The organism is Spiroplasma endosymbiont of Virgichneumon dumeticola (genome assembly GCF_964264745.1).
Lineage (GTDB): Bacteria > Bacillota_I > Bacilli_A > Mycoplasmatales > VBWQ01 > Spiroplasma_E.
In genome coordinates, this window is sequence record NZ_OZ183478.1 from 435860 (window position 1) to 459146 (window position 23287).

General features: G+C 27.9%; 29 protein-coding genes and 4 tRNA genes. 24 read left to right on the forward strand and 9 right to left on the reverse strand.

All coding sequences use genetic code 4. The features are described 5' to 3' along the window. The first annotated feature begins 40 nt into the window (after window positions 1-40). Genes ACFEL4_RS02790 through der form a run of 3 tightly spaced genes read left to right on the forward strand, consistent with a single transcriptional unit; the run spans window position 41 to window position 2786 of the window. A complete protein-coding gene (locus ACFEL4_RS02790) occupies window positions 41-736 on the forward strand; it encodes a hypothetical protein (RefSeq protein ID WP_375318014.1) in 696 nt (231 codons plus the stop codon). 19 nt (window positions 737-755) lie between these two features. Beyond that, on the forward strand, window positions 756-1433 hold the full coding sequence (gene cmk / locus ACFEL4_RS02795) for a (d)CMP kinase (protein WP_375318015.1): 678 nt from the start codon (window positions 756-758) through the stop codon (window positions 1431-1433). Between the two features lie 12 nt (window positions 1434-1445). Continuing rightward, window positions 1446-2786, forward strand: coding sequence for a ribosome biogenesis GTPase Der (der, locus tag ACFEL4_RS02800; RefSeq protein ID WP_375318016.1), 1341 nt, complete (start codon window positions 1446-1448; stop codon window positions 2784-2786). A gap of 12 nt (window positions 2787-2798) precedes the next feature. Here der and ACFEL4_RS02805 read toward each other — a convergent pair whose 3' ends face one another. Both ACFEL4_RS02805 and ACFEL4_RS02810 read right to left on the reverse strand, forming a co-directional pair. Further along, the gene (locus tag ACFEL4_RS02805) at window positions 2799-3239 is read right to left on the reverse strand and encodes an IS1595 family transposase (protein WP_375318017.1); all 441 of its coding nucleotides are present in this window, start codon (window positions 3237-3239) and stop codon (window positions 2799-2801) included. Continuing rightward, the gene (locus ACFEL4_RS02810) at window positions 3134-3670 is read right to left on the reverse strand and encodes a hypothetical protein (RefSeq protein ID WP_375318018.1); all 537 of its coding nucleotides are present in this window, start codon (window positions 3668-3670) and stop codon (window positions 3134-3136) included. Before ACFEL4_RS02810 ends, ACFEL4_RS02805 begins: the two co-directional genes overlap by 106 nt. Between ACFEL4_RS02810 and ACFEL4_RS02815 the strand changes: the two genes are divergently transcribed. The 7 genes from ACFEL4_RS02815 to ACFEL4_RS02845 all read left to right on the forward strand — a co-directional run bounded on the left by ACFEL4_RS02815 (window position 3651) and on the right by ACFEL4_RS02845 (window position 6343). Beyond that, window positions 3651-3782 (forward strand): hypothetical protein, encoded by a 132-nt coding sequence (locus ACFEL4_RS02815; RefSeq protein ID WP_375318019.1) that lies wholly within the window; start codon window positions 3651-3653, stop codon window positions 3780-3782. The two genes, ACFEL4_RS02810 and ACFEL4_RS02815, sit on opposite strands and share 20 nt — an antisense overlap. 126 nt (window positions 3783-3908) lie before the next feature. Next, window positions 3909-4340: a hypothetical protein gene (locus ACFEL4_RS02820; protein WP_375318020.1), complete on the forward strand. Its 432-nt coding sequence runs from the start codon at window positions 3909-3911 to the stop codon at window positions 4338-4340. A gap of 647 nt (window positions 4341-4987) precedes the next feature. Further along, window positions 4988-5149, forward strand: a complete 162-nt coding sequence (locus ACFEL4_RS02825; protein WP_375318021.1) for a hypothetical protein — start codon at window positions 4988-4990, stop codon at window positions 5147-5149. Between the two features lie 8 nt (window positions 5150-5157). Further along, entirely contained in the window at window positions 5158-5580 is a 423-nt protein-coding gene (locus tag ACFEL4_RS02830; RefSeq protein ID WP_375318022.1) for a hypothetical protein, read from the forward strand. A 4-nt stretch (window positions 5581-5584) separates the two neighbouring features. Next, window positions 5585-5878 carry a hypothetical protein gene (locus tag ACFEL4_RS02835; RefSeq protein WP_375317083.1) on the forward strand — a complete coding sequence of 98 codons (294 nt, stop codon included), beginning with the start codon at window positions 5585-5587 and terminating at the stop codon, window positions 5876-5878. Window positions 5879-5880: 2 nt separating this feature from the next. Next, entirely contained in the window at window positions 5881-6117 is a 237-nt protein-coding gene (locus ACFEL4_RS02840; RefSeq protein ID WP_375317034.1) for a hypothetical protein, read from the forward strand. Window positions 6118-6178: 61 nt separating this feature from the next. Next, entirely contained in the window at window positions 6179-6343 is a 165-nt protein-coding gene (locus tag ACFEL4_RS02845) for a hypothetical protein (protein WP_375318023.1), read from the forward strand. A 28-nt stretch (window positions 6344-6371) separates the two neighbouring features. Here the strand turns inward: ACFEL4_RS02845 and ACFEL4_RS02850 are convergent, their stop codons facing one another. Beyond that, window positions 6372-7538 (reverse strand): IS256 family transposase, encoded by a 1167-nt coding sequence (locus ACFEL4_RS02850; protein ID WP_375318024.1) that lies wholly within the window; start codon window positions 7536-7538, stop codon window positions 6372-6374. On the opposite strand from ACFEL4_RS02850, the gene ACFEL4_RS02855 reads away from it, so the two are divergent. The 6 genes from ACFEL4_RS02855 (at window position 7519) to ACFEL4_RS02880 (ending at window position 10077) form a co-directional block, all read left to right on the forward strand. Beyond that, window positions 7519-8340: an IS1595 family transposase gene (locus ACFEL4_RS02855; RefSeq protein ID WP_375318025.1), complete on the forward strand. Its 822-nt coding sequence runs from the start codon at window positions 7519-7521 to the stop codon at window positions 8338-8340. The genes ACFEL4_RS02850 and ACFEL4_RS02855 overlap by 20 nt on opposite strands. Before the next feature lie 244 nt (window positions 8341-8584). Then, a tRNA-Asn gene (locus ACFEL4_RS02860) sits at window positions 8585-8659 on the forward strand. Between the two features lie 23 nt (window positions 8660-8682). After that, window positions 8683-8757 (forward strand) — tRNA-Glu (locus ACFEL4_RS02865). Window positions 8758-8815: 58 nt separating this feature from the next. After that, a tRNA-Lys gene (locus ACFEL4_RS02870) sits at window positions 8816-8891 on the forward strand. Between the two features lie 21 nt (window positions 8892-8912). After that, a tRNA-Leu gene (locus tag ACFEL4_RS02875) sits at window positions 8913-8997 on the forward strand. Window positions 8998-9189: 192 nt separating this feature from the next. Then, complete coding sequence (locus tag ACFEL4_RS02880) at window positions 9190-10077, forward strand: Cof-type HAD-IIB family hydrolase (RefSeq protein WP_375318026.1); 888 nt, start codon at window positions 9190-9192, stop codon at window positions 10075-10077. On the opposite strand, the gene ACFEL4_RS02885 is transcribed toward ACFEL4_RS02880, so the two are convergent. From ACFEL4_RS02885 to yihA, 4 genes are all read right to left on the reverse strand, one after another. After that, entirely contained in the window at window positions 10074-10754 is a 681-nt protein-coding gene (locus tag ACFEL4_RS02885) for an IS1595 family transposase (protein WP_375318027.1), read from the reverse strand. The two genes, ACFEL4_RS02880 and ACFEL4_RS02885, sit on opposite strands and share 4 nt — an antisense overlap. Then, on the reverse strand, window positions 10691-11209 hold the full coding sequence (locus ACFEL4_RS02890) for a Vmc-like lipoprotein signal peptide domain-containing protein (protein ID WP_375318028.1): 519 nt from the start codon (window positions 11207-11209) through the stop codon (window positions 10691-10693). The genes ACFEL4_RS02885 and ACFEL4_RS02890 overlap by 64 nt, the downstream gene beginning before the upstream one ends. Before the next feature lie 333 nt (window positions 11210-11542). Continuing rightward, window positions 11543-13792 (reverse strand): heavy metal translocating P-type ATPase, encoded by a 2250-nt coding sequence (locus tag ACFEL4_RS02895; protein WP_375318029.1) that lies wholly within the window; start codon window positions 13790-13792, stop codon window positions 11543-11545. A 14-nt stretch (window positions 13793-13806) separates the two neighbouring features. Beyond that, window positions 13807-14397, reverse strand: a complete 591-nt coding sequence (gene yihA / locus ACFEL4_RS02900; RefSeq protein ID WP_308149410.1) for a ribosome biogenesis GTP-binding protein YihA/YsxC — start codon at window positions 14395-14397, stop codon at window positions 13807-13809. Window positions 14398-14604: 207 nt separating this feature from the next. Here yihA and ACFEL4_RS02905 point away from each other — a divergent pair, with 207 nt between their 5' ends. Beyond that, window positions 14605-14766 carry a hypothetical protein gene (locus ACFEL4_RS02905; RefSeq protein ID WP_375318030.1) on the forward strand — a complete coding sequence of 54 codons (162 nt, stop codon included), beginning with the start codon at window positions 14605-14607 and terminating at the stop codon, window positions 14764-14766. On the opposite strand, the gene ACFEL4_RS02910 is transcribed toward ACFEL4_RS02905, so the two are convergent. Next, window positions 14756-15940, reverse strand: coding sequence for an Mbov_0401 family ICE element transposase-like protein (locus ACFEL4_RS02910; protein ID WP_375318031.1), 1185 nt, complete (start codon window positions 15938-15940; stop codon window positions 14756-14758). The two genes, ACFEL4_RS02905 and ACFEL4_RS02910, sit on opposite strands and share 11 nt — an antisense overlap. A gap of 245 nt (window positions 15941-16185) precedes the next feature. Here ACFEL4_RS02910 and ACFEL4_RS02915 point away from each other — a divergent pair, with 245 nt between their 5' ends. Beyond that, on the forward strand, window positions 16186-16977 hold the full coding sequence (locus ACFEL4_RS02915; RefSeq protein ID WP_375318032.1) for an SPE_1075/MLC_0560 family membrane protein: 792 nt from the start codon (window positions 16186-16188) through the stop codon (window positions 16975-16977). A 93-nt stretch (window positions 16978-17070) separates the two neighbouring features. Here the strand turns inward: ACFEL4_RS02915 and ACFEL4_RS02920 are convergent, their stop codons facing one another. Next, window positions 17071-17892: an IS1595 family transposase gene (locus tag ACFEL4_RS02920; protein ID WP_375318033.1), complete on the reverse strand. Its 822-nt coding sequence runs from the start codon at window positions 17890-17892 to the stop codon at window positions 17071-17073. 224 nt (window positions 17893-18116) lie between these two features. Here ACFEL4_RS02920 and ftsY point away from each other — a divergent pair, with 224 nt between their 5' ends. From ftsY to ACFEL4_RS02950, 6 genes are all read left to right on the forward strand, one after another. After that, on the forward strand, window positions 18117-19100 hold the full coding sequence (gene ftsY / locus ACFEL4_RS02925; protein ID WP_375318034.1) for a signal recognition particle-docking protein FtsY: 984 nt from the start codon (window positions 18117-18119) through the stop codon (window positions 19098-19100). Further along, complete coding sequence (gene ylxM / locus ACFEL4_RS02930; RefSeq protein WP_375318035.1) at window positions 19093-19404, forward strand: YlxM family DNA-binding protein; 312 nt, start codon at window positions 19093-19095, stop codon at window positions 19402-19404. The genes ftsY and ylxM overlap by 8 nt, the downstream gene beginning before the upstream one ends. A gap of 19 nt (window positions 19405-19423) precedes the next feature. Next, on the forward strand, window positions 19424-20251 hold the full coding sequence (locus ACFEL4_RS02935; RefSeq protein ID WP_308149999.1) for a TIGR00282 family metallophosphoesterase: 828 nt from the start codon (window positions 19424-19426) through the stop codon (window positions 20249-20251). A 152-nt stretch (window positions 20252-20403) separates the two neighbouring features. Continuing rightward, window positions 20404-21294, forward strand: a complete 891-nt coding sequence (locus ACFEL4_RS02940; RefSeq protein WP_375318036.1) for an alpha/beta hydrolase — start codon at window positions 20404-20406, stop codon at window positions 21292-21294. Then, on the forward strand, window positions 21278-22477 hold the full coding sequence (gene metK, locus ACFEL4_RS02945; protein WP_375318037.1) for a methionine adenosyltransferase: 1200 nt from the start codon (window positions 21278-21280) through the stop codon (window positions 22475-22477). Before ACFEL4_RS02940 ends, metK begins: the two co-directional genes overlap by 17 nt. Window positions 22478-22479: 2 nt before the next feature. Further along, window positions 22480-23154, forward strand: coding sequence for a copper homeostasis protein CutC (locus tag ACFEL4_RS02950; RefSeq protein ID WP_375318038.1), 675 nt, complete (start codon window positions 22480-22482; stop codon window positions 23152-23154). Window positions 23155-23287: the final 133 nt, after the last annotated feature.

Genomic DNA, 23287 nt, shown 5'->3' on the forward strand with positions numbered 1-23287 from the left:
CAAAAATGATTTATGTTATAATCAAGAAAAATAATAATATTTGATAAATAATGTTAAAATTAATTGTTTGCTAGTAGGTGCTTTTATGACAAGAATGGAAAAATATCAAGCAGTTCGTAATCAAATTGCTCATGATATTAAAGATAATGCTAATATTTTACAACAAGAACAAATGTTAGAAAATTATCGCCAAAAATTAATGAAAATCGATAAAGAATATTTTACTGCTATTTTCAAAGATTTAAATCATGAATTAAATTTAATTAATTTTGAAACCCATCTATTAACAACTAATGATGAAAAATTAAAAGATAATGATAAATATGTACTTGAAAAAATGTTAGTTGATATTAATAATACACTTGAACATTTTACAACGAAAGTTGTTAATGAACCATTAGTTCCACTAGATGACATTAATCGCGAATATAAAACATTAATTACTAGTATGCACAATAAAATTGGTGAATTTCAAACCCATTTGGAAAGTAAAATTAGTGATGTTAAATTATTCGTTAAAAGTTTAGAAACTAAATATCAAAAACATAAATTAAATGTTCGCGATTTCAAACAAGGTTTAATCGAAATTAATGATCAACATAACAATTTTCAAGATGAGTTACAAAAAATTAAAACTAAAAACAATTATAAAACTAGTTTAACGATTTTTAGCATTATTATTTTTTTAGTTTTAGTTGTAACATTAATTTTATTGTTAATAGCTTATATTTATTAAAGAGAATGGAGATAAAATAATGATTAAAAAAATTAATATTGCCATCGATGGACCCGCAGCTTCTGGTAAGTCAGCAACTGCTGCTTCATTAGCTAAAAAAATTGATTATGACTATATGGATACAGGGATTATGTACCGTAGTTTTACTGACTATTGTTTAAAAAAACAAATTCCTTTGGATAACGAAGACTTAATAATCCAAGCATTAGCATTATTTGAAATGGCATGAGTTAATGGTCATTTCTTATTCAATGGTCAACCTATAGTTGATGAAATTTATAGTGCTAATGTTACAAAAAATGTTCCTAAAATTGCTGCTTTACCAGAAGTTCGTAAAATTATTGTAAAACAAATTCAAGATATTGTTAAAACACAAGGATTTATTGTTGTCGGAAGAGATATTGCTAGTGTTGTGCTACCTGATGCGCAGTTAAAAATCTTTTTAACTTCTAGCCTTCATGCTCGTAGTATTAGGAGATACAAACAATATATTAAAGAAGGCATTAATATTAAACAAGAACAAGTATATGAAGATATGTTATTACGTGATAATACTGATAAAAATCGTAGTACTGGTCAGTTAATTATTGTTGAAGATGCTAAAGTTTTAGACAATAGTGAATATGATTTACAAGTAACAGTTGCTAAATTAACAAGTTTATACCATAATTACTTTAGTCATAATAAATCAAAATAAGGATGGAAACAAATGAATAAATTACCAAAAGTTGTAATTGTTGGCAGACCAAACGTTGGTAAATCTTCAATTTTCAATCGGATATTACAAAAACGAGTAGCCATTATTGAAGATATGCCAGGTGCTACAAGAGACCGTATTTATGGCATTGGTGAATGGTTAACACAAAACTTTGTGGTCATTGATACTGGTGGTATTACCAAAGAAATTACTAATTTTACTAAACAAATTAATGAACAAGTCAATATTGCTTTAGCTGAAGCTGATATTATTTTATTTGTATGTTCATATCAAGAAGGTTTAACTCATGAAGACCAAGATATTACCAAACTACTTTATAAAACCAAAAAACCAGTCATTATTGTTGTCAATAAATACGATAATGTTGCTCGTGATGAAGATAAGGTTTATGATTATTTAAGTGTGGGATTTGGCAATCCCATCTTAGTATCTGCTGCTCACGGAATTGGTTTTGGTGACTTGTTAGATTTAATTATTGCTAAATCACCGAAAGCGCAAAACAAAGAGCAAAATGAAAATATTAATTTAGCTATTATTGGTCGTCCTAATGTTGGTAAATCTAATTTGGTTAATACTATTTTACAAGAAAATCGTGTGATTGTATCACCAATTGCTGGGACTACTACTGATGCCATTGATAGTAATTTTGTTTATAATAAAAAACAATATTGTGTAATTGATACGGCCGGAATTAGAAAAAAAGGTAAAATTAGTGAACACTTAGAAAAATATAGTTTAATTAGAACAACTAATGCTATTGAACGCAGTGATATCGTTTTATTCTTATTAGATGGTAGTGTTGAAATTCAAGAACAAGATTTAACAGTAGCAGGAATGGCGAAAAATTTAGATAAACCAGTAATTATTATTGTTAACAAATGAGATTTAGTAAAAAAAGATGAAAAAACCATGATTGAATTTACTAAAAAAATCAAAGATAAATTTAAATATTTAGAATATTCATTTATTGTTTTTTTATCAGCACTTGAAAATACTCGTGTTCACACATTATTTGTTACTATTAATGAAGTATTAATAAATATGAATTTACGAATTAAAACAAGTATTCTCAATGAAGTGCTTAATAAAGCCCAATTAATTAATGAACCACCATATTTTAAAGGGGGAAGATTAAAAATTTATTATGGAACCCAAGTTGATAAAAATCCACCAACTTTTGTGTTAATGGTTAATGATCCACAGCGTTGTCATTTTTCATATGAACGTTTTTTAATTAATCAAATTCGTGAACGATTTGGCTTTCAAGGTGTACCAATTAAATTATTTTTAAGAATGCGTAAATCATTATATAATGAACAAAAAGAAGTATAAAAAAATATTATTTTAACATTTTTTAGTGTATAATAAATTAGAAAACGGACTTCTCCCCACATTTTTAATTAAACATAGCATTACAGTTTCAAAACTAGGTATGTTATTGAATTTATATGCAGCTTCTTTTGCATATAAATGAATATGATGTTTTGCAACTTTGATATGTGTTTTAAATGTTCTTCGTATATGTTTTCATACTGACTCAATTTGGTTGGTATTTACACCAGTTTTTGAAACATAGCCATCTTGATGGTTAACTGTTTCATGCTTAGTGAAAACCGATTTCAAATCGCGATATCCTTTTCAAGAATCAGTATGTACATCACACTTTGAAGAAATGTGGTTTATTGCAAACTGCAAAAGATTTTTACTGTTTGCGTTTTTCAATACTTTCACAATCAGATTGTTGGTTGTTTTTTCATAAATACCAACAATCAAGGTTTTGTTCAACAAGGATCTTCCTTGTTTTTTAAACCCATATGTGAAAGATACATTTCATCCATTTGCACTATGCCCTCAACAATGAATTGAGGTTCTTGTTTAGCAATGGCACTTCGGATTTTATGACCCATTCTTCAAGCTGTTTTCAAGGTCACTCCCAATTCTTTTGCAACATCAGTTGATGGAATTCCATGTTTGGTGTTTATTCATCTAAAGATGAGATAAAACCAAGATATTAAAGGTGTTTGTGACTTTGAAAATATAGTGCCCGTGAGAATACTGAATGTTTGATGACATTTCAAACATCTCATTTTTCTTAAATTAGAAGTATTCAAATTAAAACTAGAACACCTAATACATTTGCTTTGTTTCAAACTGGCTATATATGCAAGACATTGTTTTTCAGTTTTAAAAGTATTATTGAACTCATTCAATTTCATTGTTTCCTCCACAAGTACATGTGGGGAGAAGTCCGTAAATAAATTTTGAAAAGATACACCATATTTTGAAAAATTACGAGAGAAAATCTATAAAATACAAGAAAGATTTTAAAAGTTAGAAGAAAAAGCAATAGCAAAAATTAATAAATTAAAAGAAAAAGCAAGTGATTTATTTACTAGTGCTGAGAAAAAAGCAATTAAACATGCACAATTAATACCTTTAAATTCACCAGTATTTATGGGATGTAAAATTCAACCATTATCACTAGATAAATGTGCTATTACTATTTATCACCGTAATCCTAAATATAAGCCATTTGTTGTTATTGATACTATTATTAAAGCAGAAACTTTCGTTACACAAGTACATCCTTTTCATTGATATCGCTGAAATAGTGGTTGATATATTGGTTATGGAGTTAATACTAATAAATGATTGAAAACAATAGCATTTGCGCCACCAGTTGTTCAACAAATTATAAGAGATGCTTTTAAGCTACATCGTGAAATATTAAGAACAATAAGAACTTATCATAAAGTTATTAACGTTATTAATAATCCGGTTGAAAATATTAATAAATCTTTCAAAAGTGTCAGTTTAAAATTTAGCGTTCATACTTTGTTTGGTACTGGGTTATTACATCATTTAGAAAAATTTGCGGGGGCGTAACAAACCTCCGTAGTCATTATTCTATTATCAATAATTTATCTTTAAAAGACTCAATTCCTTTTTTATTAAAATACAATTAGCACAAAAGACGAGAAATAAGTATCGTCTTTTTTTGTAATTGTAAGATTTGCAAATTTTATAACCGTCTTTACCACTATTATCAACACGTGATAGGGACATAAAATAGTGAACCATAACACAGTTGTTCAAAATAGTGGCTAGCATGTGGACTTGCATGTAAAAATAAAAAGTGGAGTGATACCTAATAAAATATACTAACCATGAATAATGGTAATCCTTGGGGTGGGAGCGGATTGGCAACTAGTGTATATAGACCCGTTTTGGGGGACTAGTTCTTAATTTCACCAACACCAATACCGCCACCCCCAGTGAGCGGTTGTTTGGTAGGTGTTGGTGGTAAATTTAAAAAAATTTTGTGGCCGAGAAAATAATTTTTAAACTTGTAAAAAAATTAAGCAGGGCTGGTTCAATATAAATATAACTTGCTAAATGCAAGTTATTAAAAATTGAATCAAATGCCTTAATGTTTTTTAAAATTTTCAAATTATTTACGAGGCCAATTTTCCTAGCAAAAATTAATAATATTAGTGTTATAGAATTGAATTTTAATGAAAGGATAATAAATAATGGAAAATAAAATTATTGAATATAAAATAGGATTAATTAAACATATTGATATTTTACAAAAAGATAATTTAGTTTGTGGACATAAAGAATTTATTGAAGAATGTAAATACTGTTGAGGTAATTGTTATTTAGAAATTATTAAAACAATTGTTAGAGGTTAATTTGATTAATGCAATATGACTTAATTATCGGAATTGACCCGGCAGGAATTGGTAATAATGGAATTGTTATATATTCAAGCGAAACTAATATTATTATTTTTAATGAAACATTTAAAACAAAAACTGTTCTAGAAAGTAAAAATCTATTTAAAGAATACTTTTTAATAATTAAACAACATTTTGAAAATAAAAAAATCTTAGTTATTGTAGAAAATTTCTTTTTAAATTCAAAACAATTATTAACTAATCCCCTAGCAACACCGAAAATTATTGGTGCTTTAATGGTATTAATTCAAGATGTAATGAATTGAGATTATCAAGAAAGTGAACCAAAAAACAAAAATAAAATAGAAAATTATAATGGAAATATAAAATTTACAAAACATGAACAAGATGCTTATAAGCACATTCAATATTATTTAAGGAACTAAAAAAATGAAAGATAAAGTGAATTACATTAAATTAACAGTAAAACTTAGTAACAGTATAGAAGCAAAATATCATGAGAAAGTTAATAAAGAATTATATTATACTGTTCGTGCTCAATGAAATGGATTAAACTATGTTACCTTAATTTTTAATAATCCCAAATTTTATAAACGATGTATTTTATTAAACAAAAATGATGAAATTATGGTAACTGGACAAATCTTTAATACTTTAAATATTCCAAAAAATCGTGCATTTTGTTCCATTAATGTTAAATGATTTAAAAAATGAAAGGAATAAATATGATTATATTACCTACTTTATTTGGAGATAAAGATGAGATTGAAATATTATCACCATCTCCGCAGGCACTTCATACACATAATGATATTAGAGCAATTATCCTGATGAAATATCCTAATGTTAAATCAAAACATATAGTTATTTCTGACCCCGAAGATAATGTTGCTTTAATAGTTGGTGATAATGAAGTCTATCAAGGATGAGTTAAAGTTTGAATTAAAAAACAAGGGAATTAAAAAGGAGAATAAATAATGACTAAAGAAATTGAAGAAAAAAATAAAAACAAGGAGAATAAAAATGGAAACAAATAATTATACATTAACTAAATTAATAAGAACTGGTATAAGTCCTATTTCAGCAATGATTGGAACTAGTGCTTATTATGGAAAATTAATAGGTAATCCAATATTAGGTTCAATTAATATTTTATTAGGCTTTTCTCCCTTTATGTACTATTTTTAAATTTTATCACATAAATGCTGAGAAAAGCCTAAAATATTTTAAAAACTGCCATATCATTAGGAAAAACTTTTTTATTTCTGATAACTTTTCGTAATTGACTATTTACAGATGCAATAGCATTTGTTGTATAAATCACTCTTTTAATTTCTGCAGGATAACTAATAAAAACTATTAAATTATCTCAATTTTTATATCAAGATTTAGCAATTTGAGGATATTGTTTATTTCACTTATTTTCAAAGGATTCTAAAGCCTGCATTGCTTGTTCTTCACTACATGCAGTATAAATTGGTTTTAAATCTGCAACTAGAGATTTTCTATGCTTATATGAGACATATTTCAAACTATTTCTAATTTGATGAACTATGCATAATTGATGTTCTGTTTTAAGATAAACTGATTGTATTGCTTCTGACATGCCTGTTAAATTATCACTGCAGGCAATAAGAATATCATTTAAGCCACGATTTTTCATTTCTGTTAAATTTGCTAATCAAAATTTAGCACCTTCATTTTCACTAATTCATAAACCTAAAACATCTTTTTTACCTTCTAAATCAACTCCTAAAGCTATATAAACTGATTTATTAATAATCATTTTATCTTGTCGTACTTTCACTACTATGCAATCAAAATAAACAATCGGATAGACACTTTCTAATGGTCGATTTTGCCATGCTTTTACATCATCAATAACATCATCAGTAATTTGACTAATAACACTTTCACTAATATCAGCACCATGATATAACTCTTGTAATTGCATTCTAATATCTGATAATGTCATACCTTTTGCATATAAAGAAAGAACTTGTTGATCAAAACCATCAAATCTTCTTTGTCTTTTTGCAACTATTACAGGATTAAAATTACTATTGCGATCTCGTGGTATATCAATCTCAATTTTACCTTGTTGAGTTATTAATTTTTTTGAACTTATAACATTACGAGCATTGTCACTATTACTATGTTGATTCTTATCATATCCTAAATAATTTTGCATCTCAGAATTCAACATTTTTTCTACTAATCTTTTTGTTAATTCTTTATACAATCCTCCCTCTTTAAAAACTGTTGTTAAATCTTCAGTATTTTCTAATAATAAATCTACTGCTTTTGATATTGGATCATTATTATTAACGGACTTCTCCCCACATGTACTTGTGGAGGAAACAATGAAATTGAATGAGTTCAATAATACTTTTCAAACTGAAAAACAATGTCTTGCATATATAGCAAGTTTGAAACAAAGAAAATGTATTAGGTGTTCTAGTTTTAATTTGAATACTTCTAATTTAAGAAAAATGAGATGTTTGAAATGTCATCAAACATTCAGTATGCTCACGGGCACTATATTTTCAAAGTCACAAACACCTTTAATATCTTGGTTTTATCTCATCTTTAGATGAATAAACACCAAACATGGAATTCCATCAACTGATGTTGCAAAAGAATTGGGAGTGACCTTGAAAACAGCTTGAAGAATGGGTCATAAAATCCGAAGTGCCATTGCTAAACAAGAACCTCAATTCATTGTTGAGGGCATAGTGCAAATGGATGAAATGTATCTTTCACATATGGGTTTTAAAAAACAAGGAAGATCCTTGTTGAACAAAACCTTGATTGTTGGTATTTATGAAAAAACAACCAACAATCTGATTGTTAAAGTATTGAAAAACGCAAACAGTAAAAATCTTTTGCAGTTTGCAATAAACCACATTTCTTCAAAGTGTGATGTACATACTGATTCTTGAAAAGGATATCGCGATTTGAAATCGGTTTTCACTAAGCATGAAACAGTTAACCATCAAGATGGCTATGTTTCAAAAACTGGTGTAAATACCAACCAAATTGAGTCAGTATGAAAACATATACGAAGAACATTTAAAACACATATCAAAGTTGCAAAACATCATATTCATTTATATGCAAAAGAAGCTGCATATAAATTCAATAACATACCTAGTTTTGAAACTGTAATGCTATGTTTAATTTAAAAATGTGGGGAGAAGTCCGTAGATAGGCTTTTCTCAGCATTTATGTGATAAAATTTAAAAATAGTACATAAAGGGAGAAAAGCCTTATTTATTTTAACTTAAAACACAAAAAATCATAATAAATTCAATTTATGTGGGATAAAAACTTCTATTTTTAAAAATATTTTTAAAAAAAATAAAAAAAACCTTTTTACTTATTGCAAATTATACTTTTCTCCCATATAATAATTAAGGTTTACTAAAAGCCCGGTTAGCTCAGCGGTAGAGCATTCGACTGTTAATCGAAGGGTCATAGGTTCGAATCCTATACTGGGCGCCATTATTCTGTAAACTATTATTACTGGCTCGTTGGTGAATTGGTAAACACATAGGATTTTCATTCCTACATTACGGGTTCGATCCCCGTACGAGTCACCATTGTTAATATCTAGGTAGCAAGTAATCAATAAACTACTTGTTTTTTTATTCCTTAAACGTCTCGTTAGCTCAATTGGCAGAGCATCAGACTCTTAATCTGAGGGTTGTAGGTTCGAGGCCTATACGGGACACCATATACATTATACTATACACATGCGGAATTGGCGGAATTGGCAGACGCACCAGATTTAGGCTCTGGCTCCGAGAGGTGTGAGGGTTCGAGTCCCTTGTTCCGCACCATAAATTAAATTATTTCTGTGTCATTACAACCTAATTATCTAAGGGTTGTTTTTTTATATCCAAAATAAATCATGCTTTTAATTATCTAACTTTTAAAGCTTGATACTAATAGGTTTTAATAATATAGTAGTATTTTTAGGCTTTTACCTTTATAATATAAACAAAATAAAACCAGAAAGCAGGAATTCAATTATGGTAAAAATAATTTTCACTGATGTAGATGGTACCCTATTTGATAGTGCCAGTGCTTTAAGCAAAGTTAATCTTAATGCGTGTTTAAAGGCTCATAAAAACAATATTAAAGTTGTTATTAATACTGGCAGATATGGCGAGAATGCCATTAGAGTTGGGGAAATGATTAATGCTGAAAAATATAATGGTTATATTATTGGTAATGATGGTGCTGAAATTTGATCATTTGAAAAACAAGAATGAATTTATTTACAACAATTAACGCAAACAGATACTACTAAATTATACAAATTTTTAACTAACTATAATGATAAAATGATTTTACATTTTAATAGTATTGATACGTTATATGTTAACCACGCAGCTAATAGTTGAGGAAAATGAGTAGAAAATTTACAAATTAAAATTGTCCAATTAAAAGATTTTAAAGATATTACCATGCCCATTTCAAAAATCATGGTAATTTTAGAAAAATATTTATTATCAGAAAATATTGCTAAGTTTATTAGTGCTTTTAAAAGTGAATTTCCTCATTTAACTATTGTTCAATATCACACTAATGTTTTTTCAATTGGTGTCAAAGACATTAGTAAAGGGTCTGCTGTCCAATGATTATGTAACTTGTTAGAAATTGATACCAAGGATGCACTAACGATTGGTAATGGATTTAATGATTTACCAATGTTTGAAATATCTGGGCATCCGATAGTCATGGAAAATGCTAATATTGCTTTAAAACCATTTGGCAAAATTATTTCTCCTAGTAATGATGACCATGGGGTTGGTCATATTATTAATAAGGCTTTTCTCCCTTTATGTACTATTTTTAAATTTTATCACATAAATGCTGAGAAAAGCCTATCTACGGACTTCTCCCCACATTTTTAAATTAAACATAGCATTACAGTTTCAAAACTAGGTATGTTATTGAATTTATATGCAGCTTCTTTTGCATATAAATGAATATGATGTTTTGCAACTTTGATATGTGTTTTAAATGTTCTTCGTATATGTTTTCATACTGACTCAATTTGGTTGGTATTTACACCAGTTTTTGAAACATAGCCATCTTGATGGTTAACTGTTTCATGCTTAGTGAAAACCGATTTCAAATCGCGATATCCTTTTCAAGAATCAGTATGTACATCACACTTTGAAGAAATGTGGTTTATTGCAAACTGCAAAAGATTTTTACTGTTTGCGTTTTTCAATACTTTAACAATCAGATTGTTGGTTGTTTTTTCATAAATACCAACAATCAAGGTTTTGTTCAACAAGGATCTTCCTTGTTTTTTAAAACCCATATGTGAAAGATACATTTCATCCATTTGCACTATGCCCTCAACAATGAATTGAGGTTCTTGTTTAGCAATGGCACTTCGGATTTTATGACCCATTCTTCAAGCTGTTTTCAAGGTCACTCCCAATTCTTTTGCAACATCAGTTGATGGAATTCCATGTTTGGTGTTTATTCATCTAAAGATGAGATAAAACCAAGATATTAAAGGTGTTTGTGACTGTGAAAATATATAGTGCCCGTGAGAATACTGAATGTTTGATGACATTTCAAACATCTCATTTTTCTTAAATTAGAAGTATTCAAATTAAAACTAGAACACCTAATACATTTGCTTTGTTTCAAACTTGCTATATATGCAAGACATTGTTTTTCGGTTTGAAAAGTATTATTGAACTCATTCAATTTCATTGTTTCCTCCACAAGTACATGTGGGGAGAAGTCTGATTTTGTTTTGCCATCAACACTAGTTGTTGAAATTTGAAAATCATTAATTGTAACATGAGCAAATGACTTATCATGTTGTAGTAATCTTCAAACAATTGCATGTTTAGCATTAACAATGCTTGCTGGTGGTGTTATAGTTTTTTGATAGTAGTGTAGACTTCCATCTTCTAAAACTGCTTTTTCTTTATCATTTTGATTTGCATTACATGCTACAACTGATGTTGCTGCGGTAGCGCCAAACGTTAGCATACCTAATAAGGCTAATATTTTTTTCATTTCTTTCTCCCTTTTTTCTTTATCTAATAAAAATCTAATAAAATTTATCATATGCTAATTAGAATTTCATGCTTATAATTATAAGCTAAAGTAATGAAATGTAAATAGGATAGTGGTAAATTTTAAATCTAAAAGTATGAATTGTCATTGCCTTATTATAATGTCTTACTAGTTATCTTTTAAACTCTAGGAAAGTTTTCATACTACTATTACTATGTTCAACATCATTTTCTAAAATATTAATTTTATCAACATAAAAAGTATCATAACTTTTTACTCAGGAGCAACTAGTAAATCAATATACAGAGAATAGTTACCTAGTTTTGAACTAAGTTAATATTTATATTTTCGTCATTTAAAAATTAAGGAATTACCAACAACAGTAATATCAGAAAAAGCCATGGCAGCAGCAGCTAACGGTGGAATAACAAACCCTAATGTCGCTAAAGGAATGATAACCAAATTATAGCTAAATGCTCAAATGAAATTCATTCAAATATTATTTTTAGTTTTTTTAGTTAAAACAATAGCTTTATAAACAACACTAATGTCATTATTGGTAATAGTAATATCGCCAATTCTTTTAGCAATGTCACTACCAGTACCCATGGCAATGGCTAAATCTGCCTGTTGTAAGGCTACAACGTCATTAATTCCATCACCAACAAAAGCTACTTTTTGACCTTGGGCTTGCAAATCAGCTACTAATTGGGCTTTACCAACTGGCTTGATATTAGCATAATAGTTTTCGACATTAATTCTTTTGGCAATATTTACCGTTTGTTGTTCATTGTCACCACTGATTATTACTATCTTGATTCCTTGTTTACGAATTTTAGCAATCGTGGTAATGGCATTTGCTTGTAATTGGTCACTTAAAACAAAAATATTAGTAATAACTTTATTGATTGCTAATGCCAAAACAATTTGTTGTTGGTCATTAACATCTAATTTTTGGCTTATTAAAAAAGGACTTAGTGGCATTTTAGCATTTTGTAAATTAGCAAGCGAAGAAATTTGTAAATTTTCATTATCACATTTTCCCTTTAACCCATAACCAATTTCTTCTTTAATATGATCAATAATTGGTAAATCAGTAATCTTATTATTTTTGGCATATAAATTAAAAGCTAGTGCTAAGGGATGACTTGAATATTTCTCTAAAGCAATTGCTTTATTAATATGTTTAGTTTGACCATAAATGTCAGTAATCATTAAATTACCAGTAGTTAAGGTTCCAGTTTTATCAAAACAAATCGTATCAATTTTAGTTATTTTTTCAAAGGCACTCGCCTTATTATAAATAATTCCCATTTTGGCAGATTTATTAATTCCAACGGCAACTGCTAAGGGGGTGGCAATCCCTAATGCACATGGACAGGCAATAATTAAAGTAGAAATAGCAACGGTTAGTGACTGTTGTAAACTTTCATTAATTGCTCAAAACCGAATAATAAAGACTAATAAGGCAATGATAATAACGGTTGGTGTAAATCAACCAGCAATTTTATCAGCAATTTTTTGTAATTGTGGTTTTTGGGATTGAACATCTTCAACCGCTTTAATAATAGTAGCAAGCACGGTATCTTTACCAATCTTGGTAGCTTTAATTTGAATACTTTCACCAATATTGACAGTACCACCAATCACATTTTGATTTTGGGTTTTTGTAATATTTTTACTTTCACCAGAAAGCATTGATTCATTAATTAAAGCACTTTTACTAATTAAAATACCATCAGTTGGAATATTTTCACCTTTACGTACTATCAAAATATCATTTAATTGAACATCTTCTAAATTAATAAATTCTTCTTTTTTCGTAACTAAATCACATTTTAAAATTGATTTGGGTTTTAATGACATTAAACTTTCTAAACCATTAGTTGCTTTCTTTTGGACAATAGCACTAATTAAATCACCCAGTAACACAATCATTACTATCGAAGCACTAACTTCAAAAAATAAATGCACAGTGTCATTAATTGCCATTAAATAAATACTAAAAATAAAAGCAGCAGTAGTACCTAATGCTACTAACGTATGCATACCTGGAAACTTTTGTTTCACTAATTCACGATAAATTCCAAAGTAAAATTTGCGACCAAAATAAAATTGAATGGGAATAGTTAATCCTAATTGGACATAGGGATTTCTAAACATATCGAAAAATGGCGTACTAGGAATGGCAATTAGTAGCAATGGGATAAGTAATATTCATCCAATCACAACTTCAATTAAATCACGTAATTTAATATTGTGAAAATGACCTTGCGTGTGCAATTCTTCCATATGTGTTTGATGTTGTTCACTGTTATGCTCATGACTTGTATATAAGCTTTGATTATCGGTATCAAAATTAAAAACTTCATAACCTAAACTATGCATTGCTTTTTGAATTTTAGTTTCATTTCAGACTTTAGGGTTATAAGTAAATAATGCTTTTTTGATAGCAAAATTAACATTAACAGTAATATCTTGCAACTTATTAAAATAATTTTCAATCACACTAGCACAAGATGTACAGGCAATATCAGGTAATGCTACTTTACTAGTAACAACACTGTTAGGATTATTAACCATTCTTATTCTCCTTTTTATGAAATATTTTGTGATAGGACATTAACTACTTCTTCGATTCCTTTTTTAGTAATACTAGAAAATAAAATAATAGGAGTAGTAGGAAGTAGATTTAATGTTGTTAATAATAGTTTTTTATTTTTAACTAATTGACTATTTTTAACTTTATCTAGTTTAGTTCCAATTAAATAAATTTTTAAATGATGGTGTTGTAAATATTCTATCATATCGATATCATCTTTGCTGGGAGCATGACGAAAATCTAATAATAAAAACACTGCTCTTAATGATTTTCGTGATTGGAAGTATTCTTCCATCATCGTAGCGAAATGAATTTTTTTGTCATTTGATACTTTAGCAAATCCATATCCTGGAACGTCAACAAACCGACATTCATTATTATTAATTGTAAAAAAGTTTAACATTTGAGTTTTACCAGGCGTTTGTGAAACTCTAGCTAACTTACCATTATTACATATTGTATTTAAGAATGTTGATTTCCCAACATTGCTTCTTCCCACAAAACAAAACTCAGGAGTTTCATCTTGTGGTCATTGTTCTTGTTTGACAGCACTTGTTAAAAATACTGCTTGTTTAATTCGTTCCATTTCGTAGCACCTCATATATTATTATATATGGATTTGGAAAGGAAAGGTTTAATATCTCAACAAAATTAAAAAAATAACTACTAAATGTTGCATTTTATTTTTATAATTGCTACACTTAGCATGAACTTAATATAAGTTTCTAATCCATTGCTTTATTTCAAAGTAAATGGTTTTTTGTCGTTAATAAAGAAAGGAAAAAAAACAAATATGCCTAGTCAACAAGGAAATAATGATTTAAATAGCACCAAACAACAATTAAATTGCAGTTTAACCGAAGAACAAATTAAATTACTTTCTAGAGAAGAACTACTTAATAATTTAAAATGGCTTTTCTCCCTTTATGTACTATTTTTAAATTTTATCACATAAATGCTGAGAAAAGCCTTAAATAATTTGCTTTTGCAATTAACATATTATTTAATGTTTGATAATGATATATTTTTGCTCCATTAGTTAAAGATTTTAAAAAATGATAAACATCACTTTCAGCACTACAACCTATATTTCATTCTTTATTTTGATTGACAATACCTATCTCATTATTTTTAAAATAATTATAAGTTTTTTTAGTAACTTTATTAAGATTATTTTCTAAAATAGTAATTAATCCATTATAATTACCATTTGAAAAAGTAGTTGTTACATCTAAATAATTTGTTCAATCAAGTGCTTTCTTTTGATGTTTACCACGAACATTAACAAAAGATTTTCATAAATAAGTATAAGCATGATATTTATCTAAAATATAATAACAACCCAATCAACTAGCCATTGCTCTAATTCATAATGCACCATCACCAGCAACTACTAAATTATAATTATTATATTCTCAATTAATAGCAAATATATTTAATTTAATATCATAATGATTATTAATAGTTTGCATTGTAAAATTATGTAATTCTTCTTGTTTTGGAGCATTATTAGTTTTAAATAACATAAATGAAGTTATTTTCTTGTCTAATTTATTTCTATATGAATAAATTTCTTTTTTTCCAAGATTAAAAGTTAAAAGTCTACAACAATATTGCTGTTTTAAACCATTTTCATCTCAACAAGTTATATAAGCATCATCTGCACATATATTTAATTTTTCATTATCTAATACTTTAAATTTTTTTTCTGGTATTAATTTTTCAATTTTTACATTTTTAAAAATTCTTGAAATAAGATTTTTAGAAAAAGAAGTATATTTAAATTCTGATTGAATATTAAAATAACCTTTTTTACTTATTAAATTTTGAATTAAATTATCTAATATTTCAAAATATAAATCATTAGTAATTCTTGCTCTTTTTTTAATACCAAATTCTTCATAAATTGGATAATAATGTTTTTTATTTATTTTATCTCAATAAACTCTTTGTTTAAAAGTTCCTATTCCAATTGGAGTATTTACTGTTCTATTACATGTTCAAGCAACTTTATATTGATTTTTATCTCTATTTATAAAAAAATATTCATCATAATCATAGATTTTTTGAAAATATTTTGCTAAAATACTAGTGATTTCAGATTTTAGAAATTCTTTAAAACTAAACATTTTTTCAACACCTTTCTATTTATTTTTTTATCATAACTATTCTAACAAATTTGTTAAAATATTGTTGAAAAATTTCACAGGTTAACTTACATTAACCAATAATAATTTCAAAGAACCGCCCCCAACATTTTTTATGCCACCATTGTTCTATTATTTTATAAATCAATAAAAAAATATATGAGATATTTTTAACTATGATAATATTAAAAAGGTCACATTATTTATCTATAGAAAGGTTAATTTTAATGAAAGAATATTTTACAATTCAATATCAAAATTGAAAGTTAAACTGAAAAAAAATTCTAATAAATCTCTTAATTTACATTATTGGAGTATTTTTATTTGGGATGGGAATTGCGCTTTATTTAAATACTAGAGTTGGAGCATCTCATATTGATATTACTAACTTTGCTTTTATTGCAATCTTAAAAGGATTAAATAGTAACGGTTCTCTTAGCGACCTAACTAGTTATGCTACAGTCTTATTAATTTTTTATTTATGTATGCTTACTGTTGTTGTTAGTTTAAGATCAACTAGTGCCATCATTAATTACAAAGCAACTCATAATAAACAAATAGTTATTAGTGCTGTAGTAAATACAATTTTAGACTTAATTCCAACTTTTGTTTGAGCATATTTTGTTAAACTAAGTGAATTATATATTCCAGTTGAAAAAATTGGTCAAATAAATGATACGTTAATTCAAACATGAATTTTTATTGCTGGATTTCTATTTTATTGCTTTGGTATTACCTTAACAGTTTTTGCTAATTTACTTTTTGGACCTTATAATGGTTTATCTTATGAATTACACAATTTAACAAAATGAAACTATAAATTATGCCGTGTTATCGTTGATTTTGCATTAATGATTGTCGGAATTATTTTAATTTTAGCAACAACAAAATTTGATTGAACAACAAAGGAACATTGATTTAGTTTATACTTTGGTTTTGGCACAATTTTTATGACCTTTATTGCTGGACCAGTTATTGGAACAATGTTGGTATGAGTTAAAAAAGTTATTAAAATTTAAATTAAATATGGCTTTTCTCCCTTTATGTACTATCTTTAAATTTTATCACATAAATGCTGAGAAAAGCCTATCTACGGACTTCTCCCCACATTTTTAAATTAAACATAGCATTACAGTTTCAAAACTAGGTATGTTATTGAATTTATATGCAGCTTCTTTTGCATATAAATGAATATGATGTTTTGCAACTTTGATATGTGTTTTAAATGTTCTTCTTATATGTTTTCATACTGACTCAATTTGGTTGGTATTTACACCAGTTTTTGAAACATAGCCATCTTGATGGTTAACTGTTTCATGCTTAGTGAAAACCGATTTCAAATCGCGATATCCTTTTCAAGAATCAGTATGTACATCACACTTTGAAGAAATGTGGTTTATTGCAAACTGCAAAAGATTTTTACTGTTTGCGTTTTTCAATACTTTCACAATCAGATTGTTGGTTGTTTTTTCATAAATACCAACAATCAAGGTTTTGTTCAACAAGGATCTTCCTTGTTTTTTAAAACCCATATGTGAAAGATACATTTCATCCATTTGCACTATGCCCTCAACAATGAATTTAGGTTCTTGTTTAGCAATGGAACTTCGGATTTTATGACTCATTCTTCAAGCTGTTTTCAAGGTCACTCCCAATTCTTTTGCAACATCAGTTGATGGAATTCCATGTTTGGTGTTTATTCATCTAAAGATGAGATAAAACCAAGATATTAAAGGTGTTTGTGACTTTGAAAATATAGTGCCCGTGAGAATACTGAATGTTTGATGACATTTCAAACATCTCATTTTTCTTAAATTAGAAGTATTCAAATTAAAACTAGAACACCTAATACATTTGCTTTGTTTCAAACTTGCTATATATGCAAGACATTGTTTTTCAGTTTGAAAAGTATTATTGAACTCATTCAATTTCATTGTTTCCTCCACAAGTACATGTGGGGAGAAGTCCGTAATCTAATTCCTAAATCTTTAATTCACCAACATGTTATGATTCTCCTACTTTTATCTGTTACCATTTAAAAATTTATTTATTTATCATAAATTGCACCAAAAAATAAATTCAATCTTTTATTACTCACAATTAGTAGAACTACTAATTTAACTAATTTATTGGTATAATAAACGATGTAGGTGATATTATGGCATTTTTCAAAAACTTAAAAAGTAAATTATTTGGTCAAAAAACAACAAAATATGAACAAGGACTAAAAAAGTCACGAACATTATTTGCTTCTAAAATTAAATCATTAGCAGCACGTTATCAAACCCTAAATGAAGAATACTTCGAAGAATTAGAAGAAACTTTAATTCTTGCTGACGTTGGCTACAAAATGGCACAAACCATTACTGATGAAATCCGTCATGAAGCTAAAGTTCAGAAATTAAGTAAACCGAAGGATATCAATGATATTATTATTGATAAAATGTTTGTAATTTATACTGATGGCGAAATTGTTTCGACCAGATTAAATTTTTCAGTAAACAAACCCACGCTCTTTTTAATGGTTGGTGTTAATGGTAATGGTAAAACTACAACCACTGCCAAATTAGCAGCTAAGTTAAAAGCTATGGGTAAAAAACCAATGCTAATTGCTGCTGATACGTTTCGTGCTGGTGCTGTTGAACAATTACAAGTATGAGCACAAAGAGTTGATGTACCTTGTTATTTAGGACAACCAAAACAAGACCCAGCCAGTGTTGTCTTCACTGGCATTGATGCTGCTAGTGCTGCTAATTGTGATGTTATTATTGTTGATACAGCAGGAAGATTAGAAAATAAAGTTAATTTAATGAACGAATTACATAAAATTAATAAAATTATTAATAAACAATTAGGCCATGATGCTAATGAAACATTATTAGTAATTGATGGAACTACTGGTCAAAACGGAATTAATCAAGCGCAAGAATTTATGAAAATTGTACCATTAACAGGTATTGTTTTAACAAAAATGGATGGAACAGCCAAAGGTGGTATTATTCTTGCTATTAAAGAATACTTAGATATTCCTGTTAAATTAATGGGATTTGGTGAAAAGGTTACTGATTTAGAAGAGTTTGATTTAGATAAATATATTTTTAGTTTAACAAGTGATTTATTTACGGAGTATATTGATGAATAGTTTAGAAAAACAAGTTTTATACTATAGTTTATTTGCTTTTTATCAATCGTTATTAACAAATAAACAAATCAAATATTTTACTAATTATTTTATCGATAATTTATCATTACAAGAAATTGCAACTTTACAAAACGTATCACGAAATGCTGTTCATGATAGTTTACAAAAAGTTATTACCTTGTTAACTAATTATGAAAGTAAATTGCAACTTTATAAAAGGTATAAAAAACGACAAAAAATTTATGAAAAATATACAGAAAAATATGATTTTATCAAACAATTACAATTAATTGATAAAATATAGATGAAGCAGGTGTAAAATAATGAAAGTCCTTATTATTGGTGATATTTATAGTAATATCGGCCGTGTGATGGTTAAAACATGAATTACTAAAATTAAAAAGAAGTACGAAAATGAATTTAAAATTGATTTAGTAATTGCCAATGGTGAAAACACTACTCATGGTAAATCATTAAATGAAAGACATTATCACGAATTAAAAGAGGCAGGAATTGACGTTATTACTTCTGGTAATCATATTTTTGCTCATCCTGATGTCGTTAAATATATTGATAAAAGTCCTGATTTATTAAGACCGTTAAACTATAACCCTTATCATCCTGGTAATGGGACGATTGTTGTTAAAGTAGGAACTAAAAAAGTTCGTGTTACTAATATTATTGGTCGTACCTTTATGGATAAAGCTGATAATCCTTATTATGCTGTTGAACAATTAATTAAAACAGCAGAAAAAAATGTTAATGAAACTAGTGACATTCATATTATTGATTTTCATGCTGAAGCAACTGCTGAAAAGTTAGCATTTGCTTGAAACTTTGATGGTCAAGTAACATGTGTTGTTGGAACACATACGCACGTTCAAACAGCTGATAATCGTTTATTACCAAAAGGAACAGCATTTATTAGTGATGTTGGCATGACAGGTCCATTTTATTCAATTATTGGCGCTAACCCAAAAGAAGTAATTTATCGTGATAAAAAAACTATGCCTGCCCATCTTAAACCAGCTGATGGTGAAGGTCAATTTTCAGCTGTTTTATTAACTATTGATAATGAAACTAATAGAGCAGAAAAATTAGAACGAATCTTTATTCACCCTCAAGCACCTGATTTAAAAATTAATCAATAAATTATAAGAAAGGAACTTAATTAAAAATGAAATGAAATTTTCTTAATTTCTTTATAAAAGATAATGGATTATACTCAATTATCATTGGTATCGTGATATTGCTAACCTTAATATTATGACGAAAGATAACCATTAGTAAAATTAAAGATAGTGTGGTTCATCAACAAACTGCAGAATTACGTGATCGTGATAAGATTATTATTTTACGTGATTTATACGAAGTGAAAATATTCAAACAAATGGTTGATAAAAGTAAGGTTATTATTATGGGTGTTCATGGTTTACAAGGTCAAAAAGAAGACTTTAAATTATTAAGTGCTTTTTGTAAAAAATCACAACTATCATTAATTTCATATGATCGTCGCGGGATTGGCAAAAATGCTTGTTTTTCCAAATTTAAATCATTAGGAACAGATATTAATGATTTAAAAGATGTGATTAATGCTGTTAAAACTAAGTATCCTAACCAAGAAATTGTTGTTTTTGGTGAATCTTTAGGAGCAGCGATTGCTAGTTATGCTGTTAAAAATAATCCCCAAGTTGCAGCATTAATTATTAGTAACTTAGTTACTAAACGTAATTTAGCGCAACATTCATTATCACTTGTTTTCCGTTATGGTTTTGCTTTTCTGTTTAATAGTAAAATTGAAATGCCGATTTTTATTGATAATCAAGATATTTCTAGTAGCAAAGCACACATTACTAACATGAATCAAAGATACAATGTTCGTCAAAACTGATCATTACGTTTCTTTTTACAATTTAAAAAAATTAATAAAAATAGTATAAATATCATTAGCAATTTAAAACAACAAACTTTAATTTTACAAAGCGCTGATGATGTCTTTAGTGATTTCCACCAGTTAAAAATTAATCATAAATATTGAAAATCTCAACACAATTATGTCTTTCTTTTTGATGGTAAACATGCTTTAATTAATGAACCTAGTATTAAAGATTTATTTGACAAAGAAATTATGCCGTGAATGGTAAAAAATATTAATATCCAGAAAGGTCCTACTAACAATGAAATCAATTCCTAATATTACTCATCATCTTTTCACTAGTGAATCAGTTGCCCCAGGTCATCCTGATAAAATTTGTGACCAAATTTCTGATGCCATTCTAGATGCTTTTTTGCAACAAGACCCTCATGCTAAAGTAGCATGTGAAGTTTTTATTACTACTGATTTTGTTTTAATTGGTGGTGAAGTTCATAGTCATGCCATTGTTGATTATGAAAAGATTGCTCGTAAAGTCATTGTTGATATTGGTTATGTTAATGACGAAATTGGTTTTAATGGTCACACATGCCAAGTTAAAATTTTAATTCATCAACAATCACCCGATATTTTACGTGGTGTTGATTTAAAAAACCACCAAATTGGTGCTGGCGACCAAGGAATTATGTTTGGTTATGCTTGTCAACAGACACCTGAATATATGCCTTTAGCGCTTGTTTTAGCCCATGCTTTATTGTTACGTGCTAATACTTTAAAACAACAAAACAAGTTTCCTCACGCATTACATGATATGAAAGCACAAGTTACTATTGATCAAAATAATCCTGAACATTTAAAAATACATACTATCTTAATGAGTATTCAACACCAAGCTGACTATGATGAAACTAAATTTAAAAAAATTATTCATGAAGATATTATGCAATTCATTGCTAAAAAATATAATTTAAATGATGATTTTAAATTCTTAATTAATCCCACAGGTAAATTTGTCATTGGTGGTCCTGCTGGTGATACGGGTCTAACAGGAAGAAAATTAATGGTTGATACTTATGGTGGTGCTGCTTGTCATGGTGGTGGTGCCTTTTCTGGTAAAGACCCTACTAAAGTTGATCGCACAGGTGCTTACTATGCTCGTTACATTGCGAAAAATATTGTGGCAGCAAAGTTAGCACAAGTATGTGAAGTGCAACTAGCATATGCGATTGGTACTCCTGACCCCATTGCTATATATATTAATACGCATCAAACAATTATTACTGGTTTAACAGAAGCGCAATTAACTAACATTGTTGTTAAAACATTTGATTGTAGCTTAAAAAATATGATTAATAGTTTGAATTTAACTAAACAAAATTACCAACAATTAGCAACTTATGGGCATTTTGGTAGAAATGATTTACAATTATCATGAGAACAATTAGACAAAGTTGAACAATTACAAAAATATTTACCAAAAAATAAAGTGAAGGAAATTAGTTAACAATGTTTTTAGAAGTTATTGCGACATCATTACAAGATATTGAAAATATTAATAAATCACAAACTGATCAAATTGAACTTTGTGCAAACATGGAATTTGGTGGCTATACGCCAAGATATGATTTAATTGCCCAAGCATGTAGTCTTGCTAAAGCCCCAGTAATGGTTATGGTGCGACACAATAATGATAACTTTGAAGTTGGTGACATGGCATTTAAGCAATTTAAAAAAGATATTGACTTTATTAAAACGACACATGCTGCTGGTATTGTTTGTGGTGTTTTAACAAAAAATAATAGTGTTGATATTAACAAAATGCAAGAAATTATTGAATTAGCAAAACCATTACGTGTAACTTTTCATCGTGCTTTTGATGGATTAAATAATCAAACAAAGGTTTTACAAGAACTAGTTGCTTTAGGGATAACTACTGTGTTAACAAGTGGTGGGGCAGATAAAATCACTAATAATATTGCTAATTTCAAAGTTTTGAAAAAGCTAAATTTGCCAATTAGAATCCTTGCTGGTGGCGGTGTTAGTATGGAAAATTTACCATTATTTTTAGAAAATGGCATTACTGATATTCATGTTGGTAAGTGTGTTCATAAAAATAATAGTTTTGATAATCCTATTGATCCGATGTTAATTAATAGAATTAAACAAATGGGTAGTAAGTAAGGTGTATTTATAATACATCTTTTATTTTGTGAGAAGTGAATATCTAGGTTGGCATCTATTTACTTACTTATGTTTAAATCTTTTTTAGGTTAAGTCTAAGATTGTGTGTAAATTAAAAAAGTAATAAAAAATG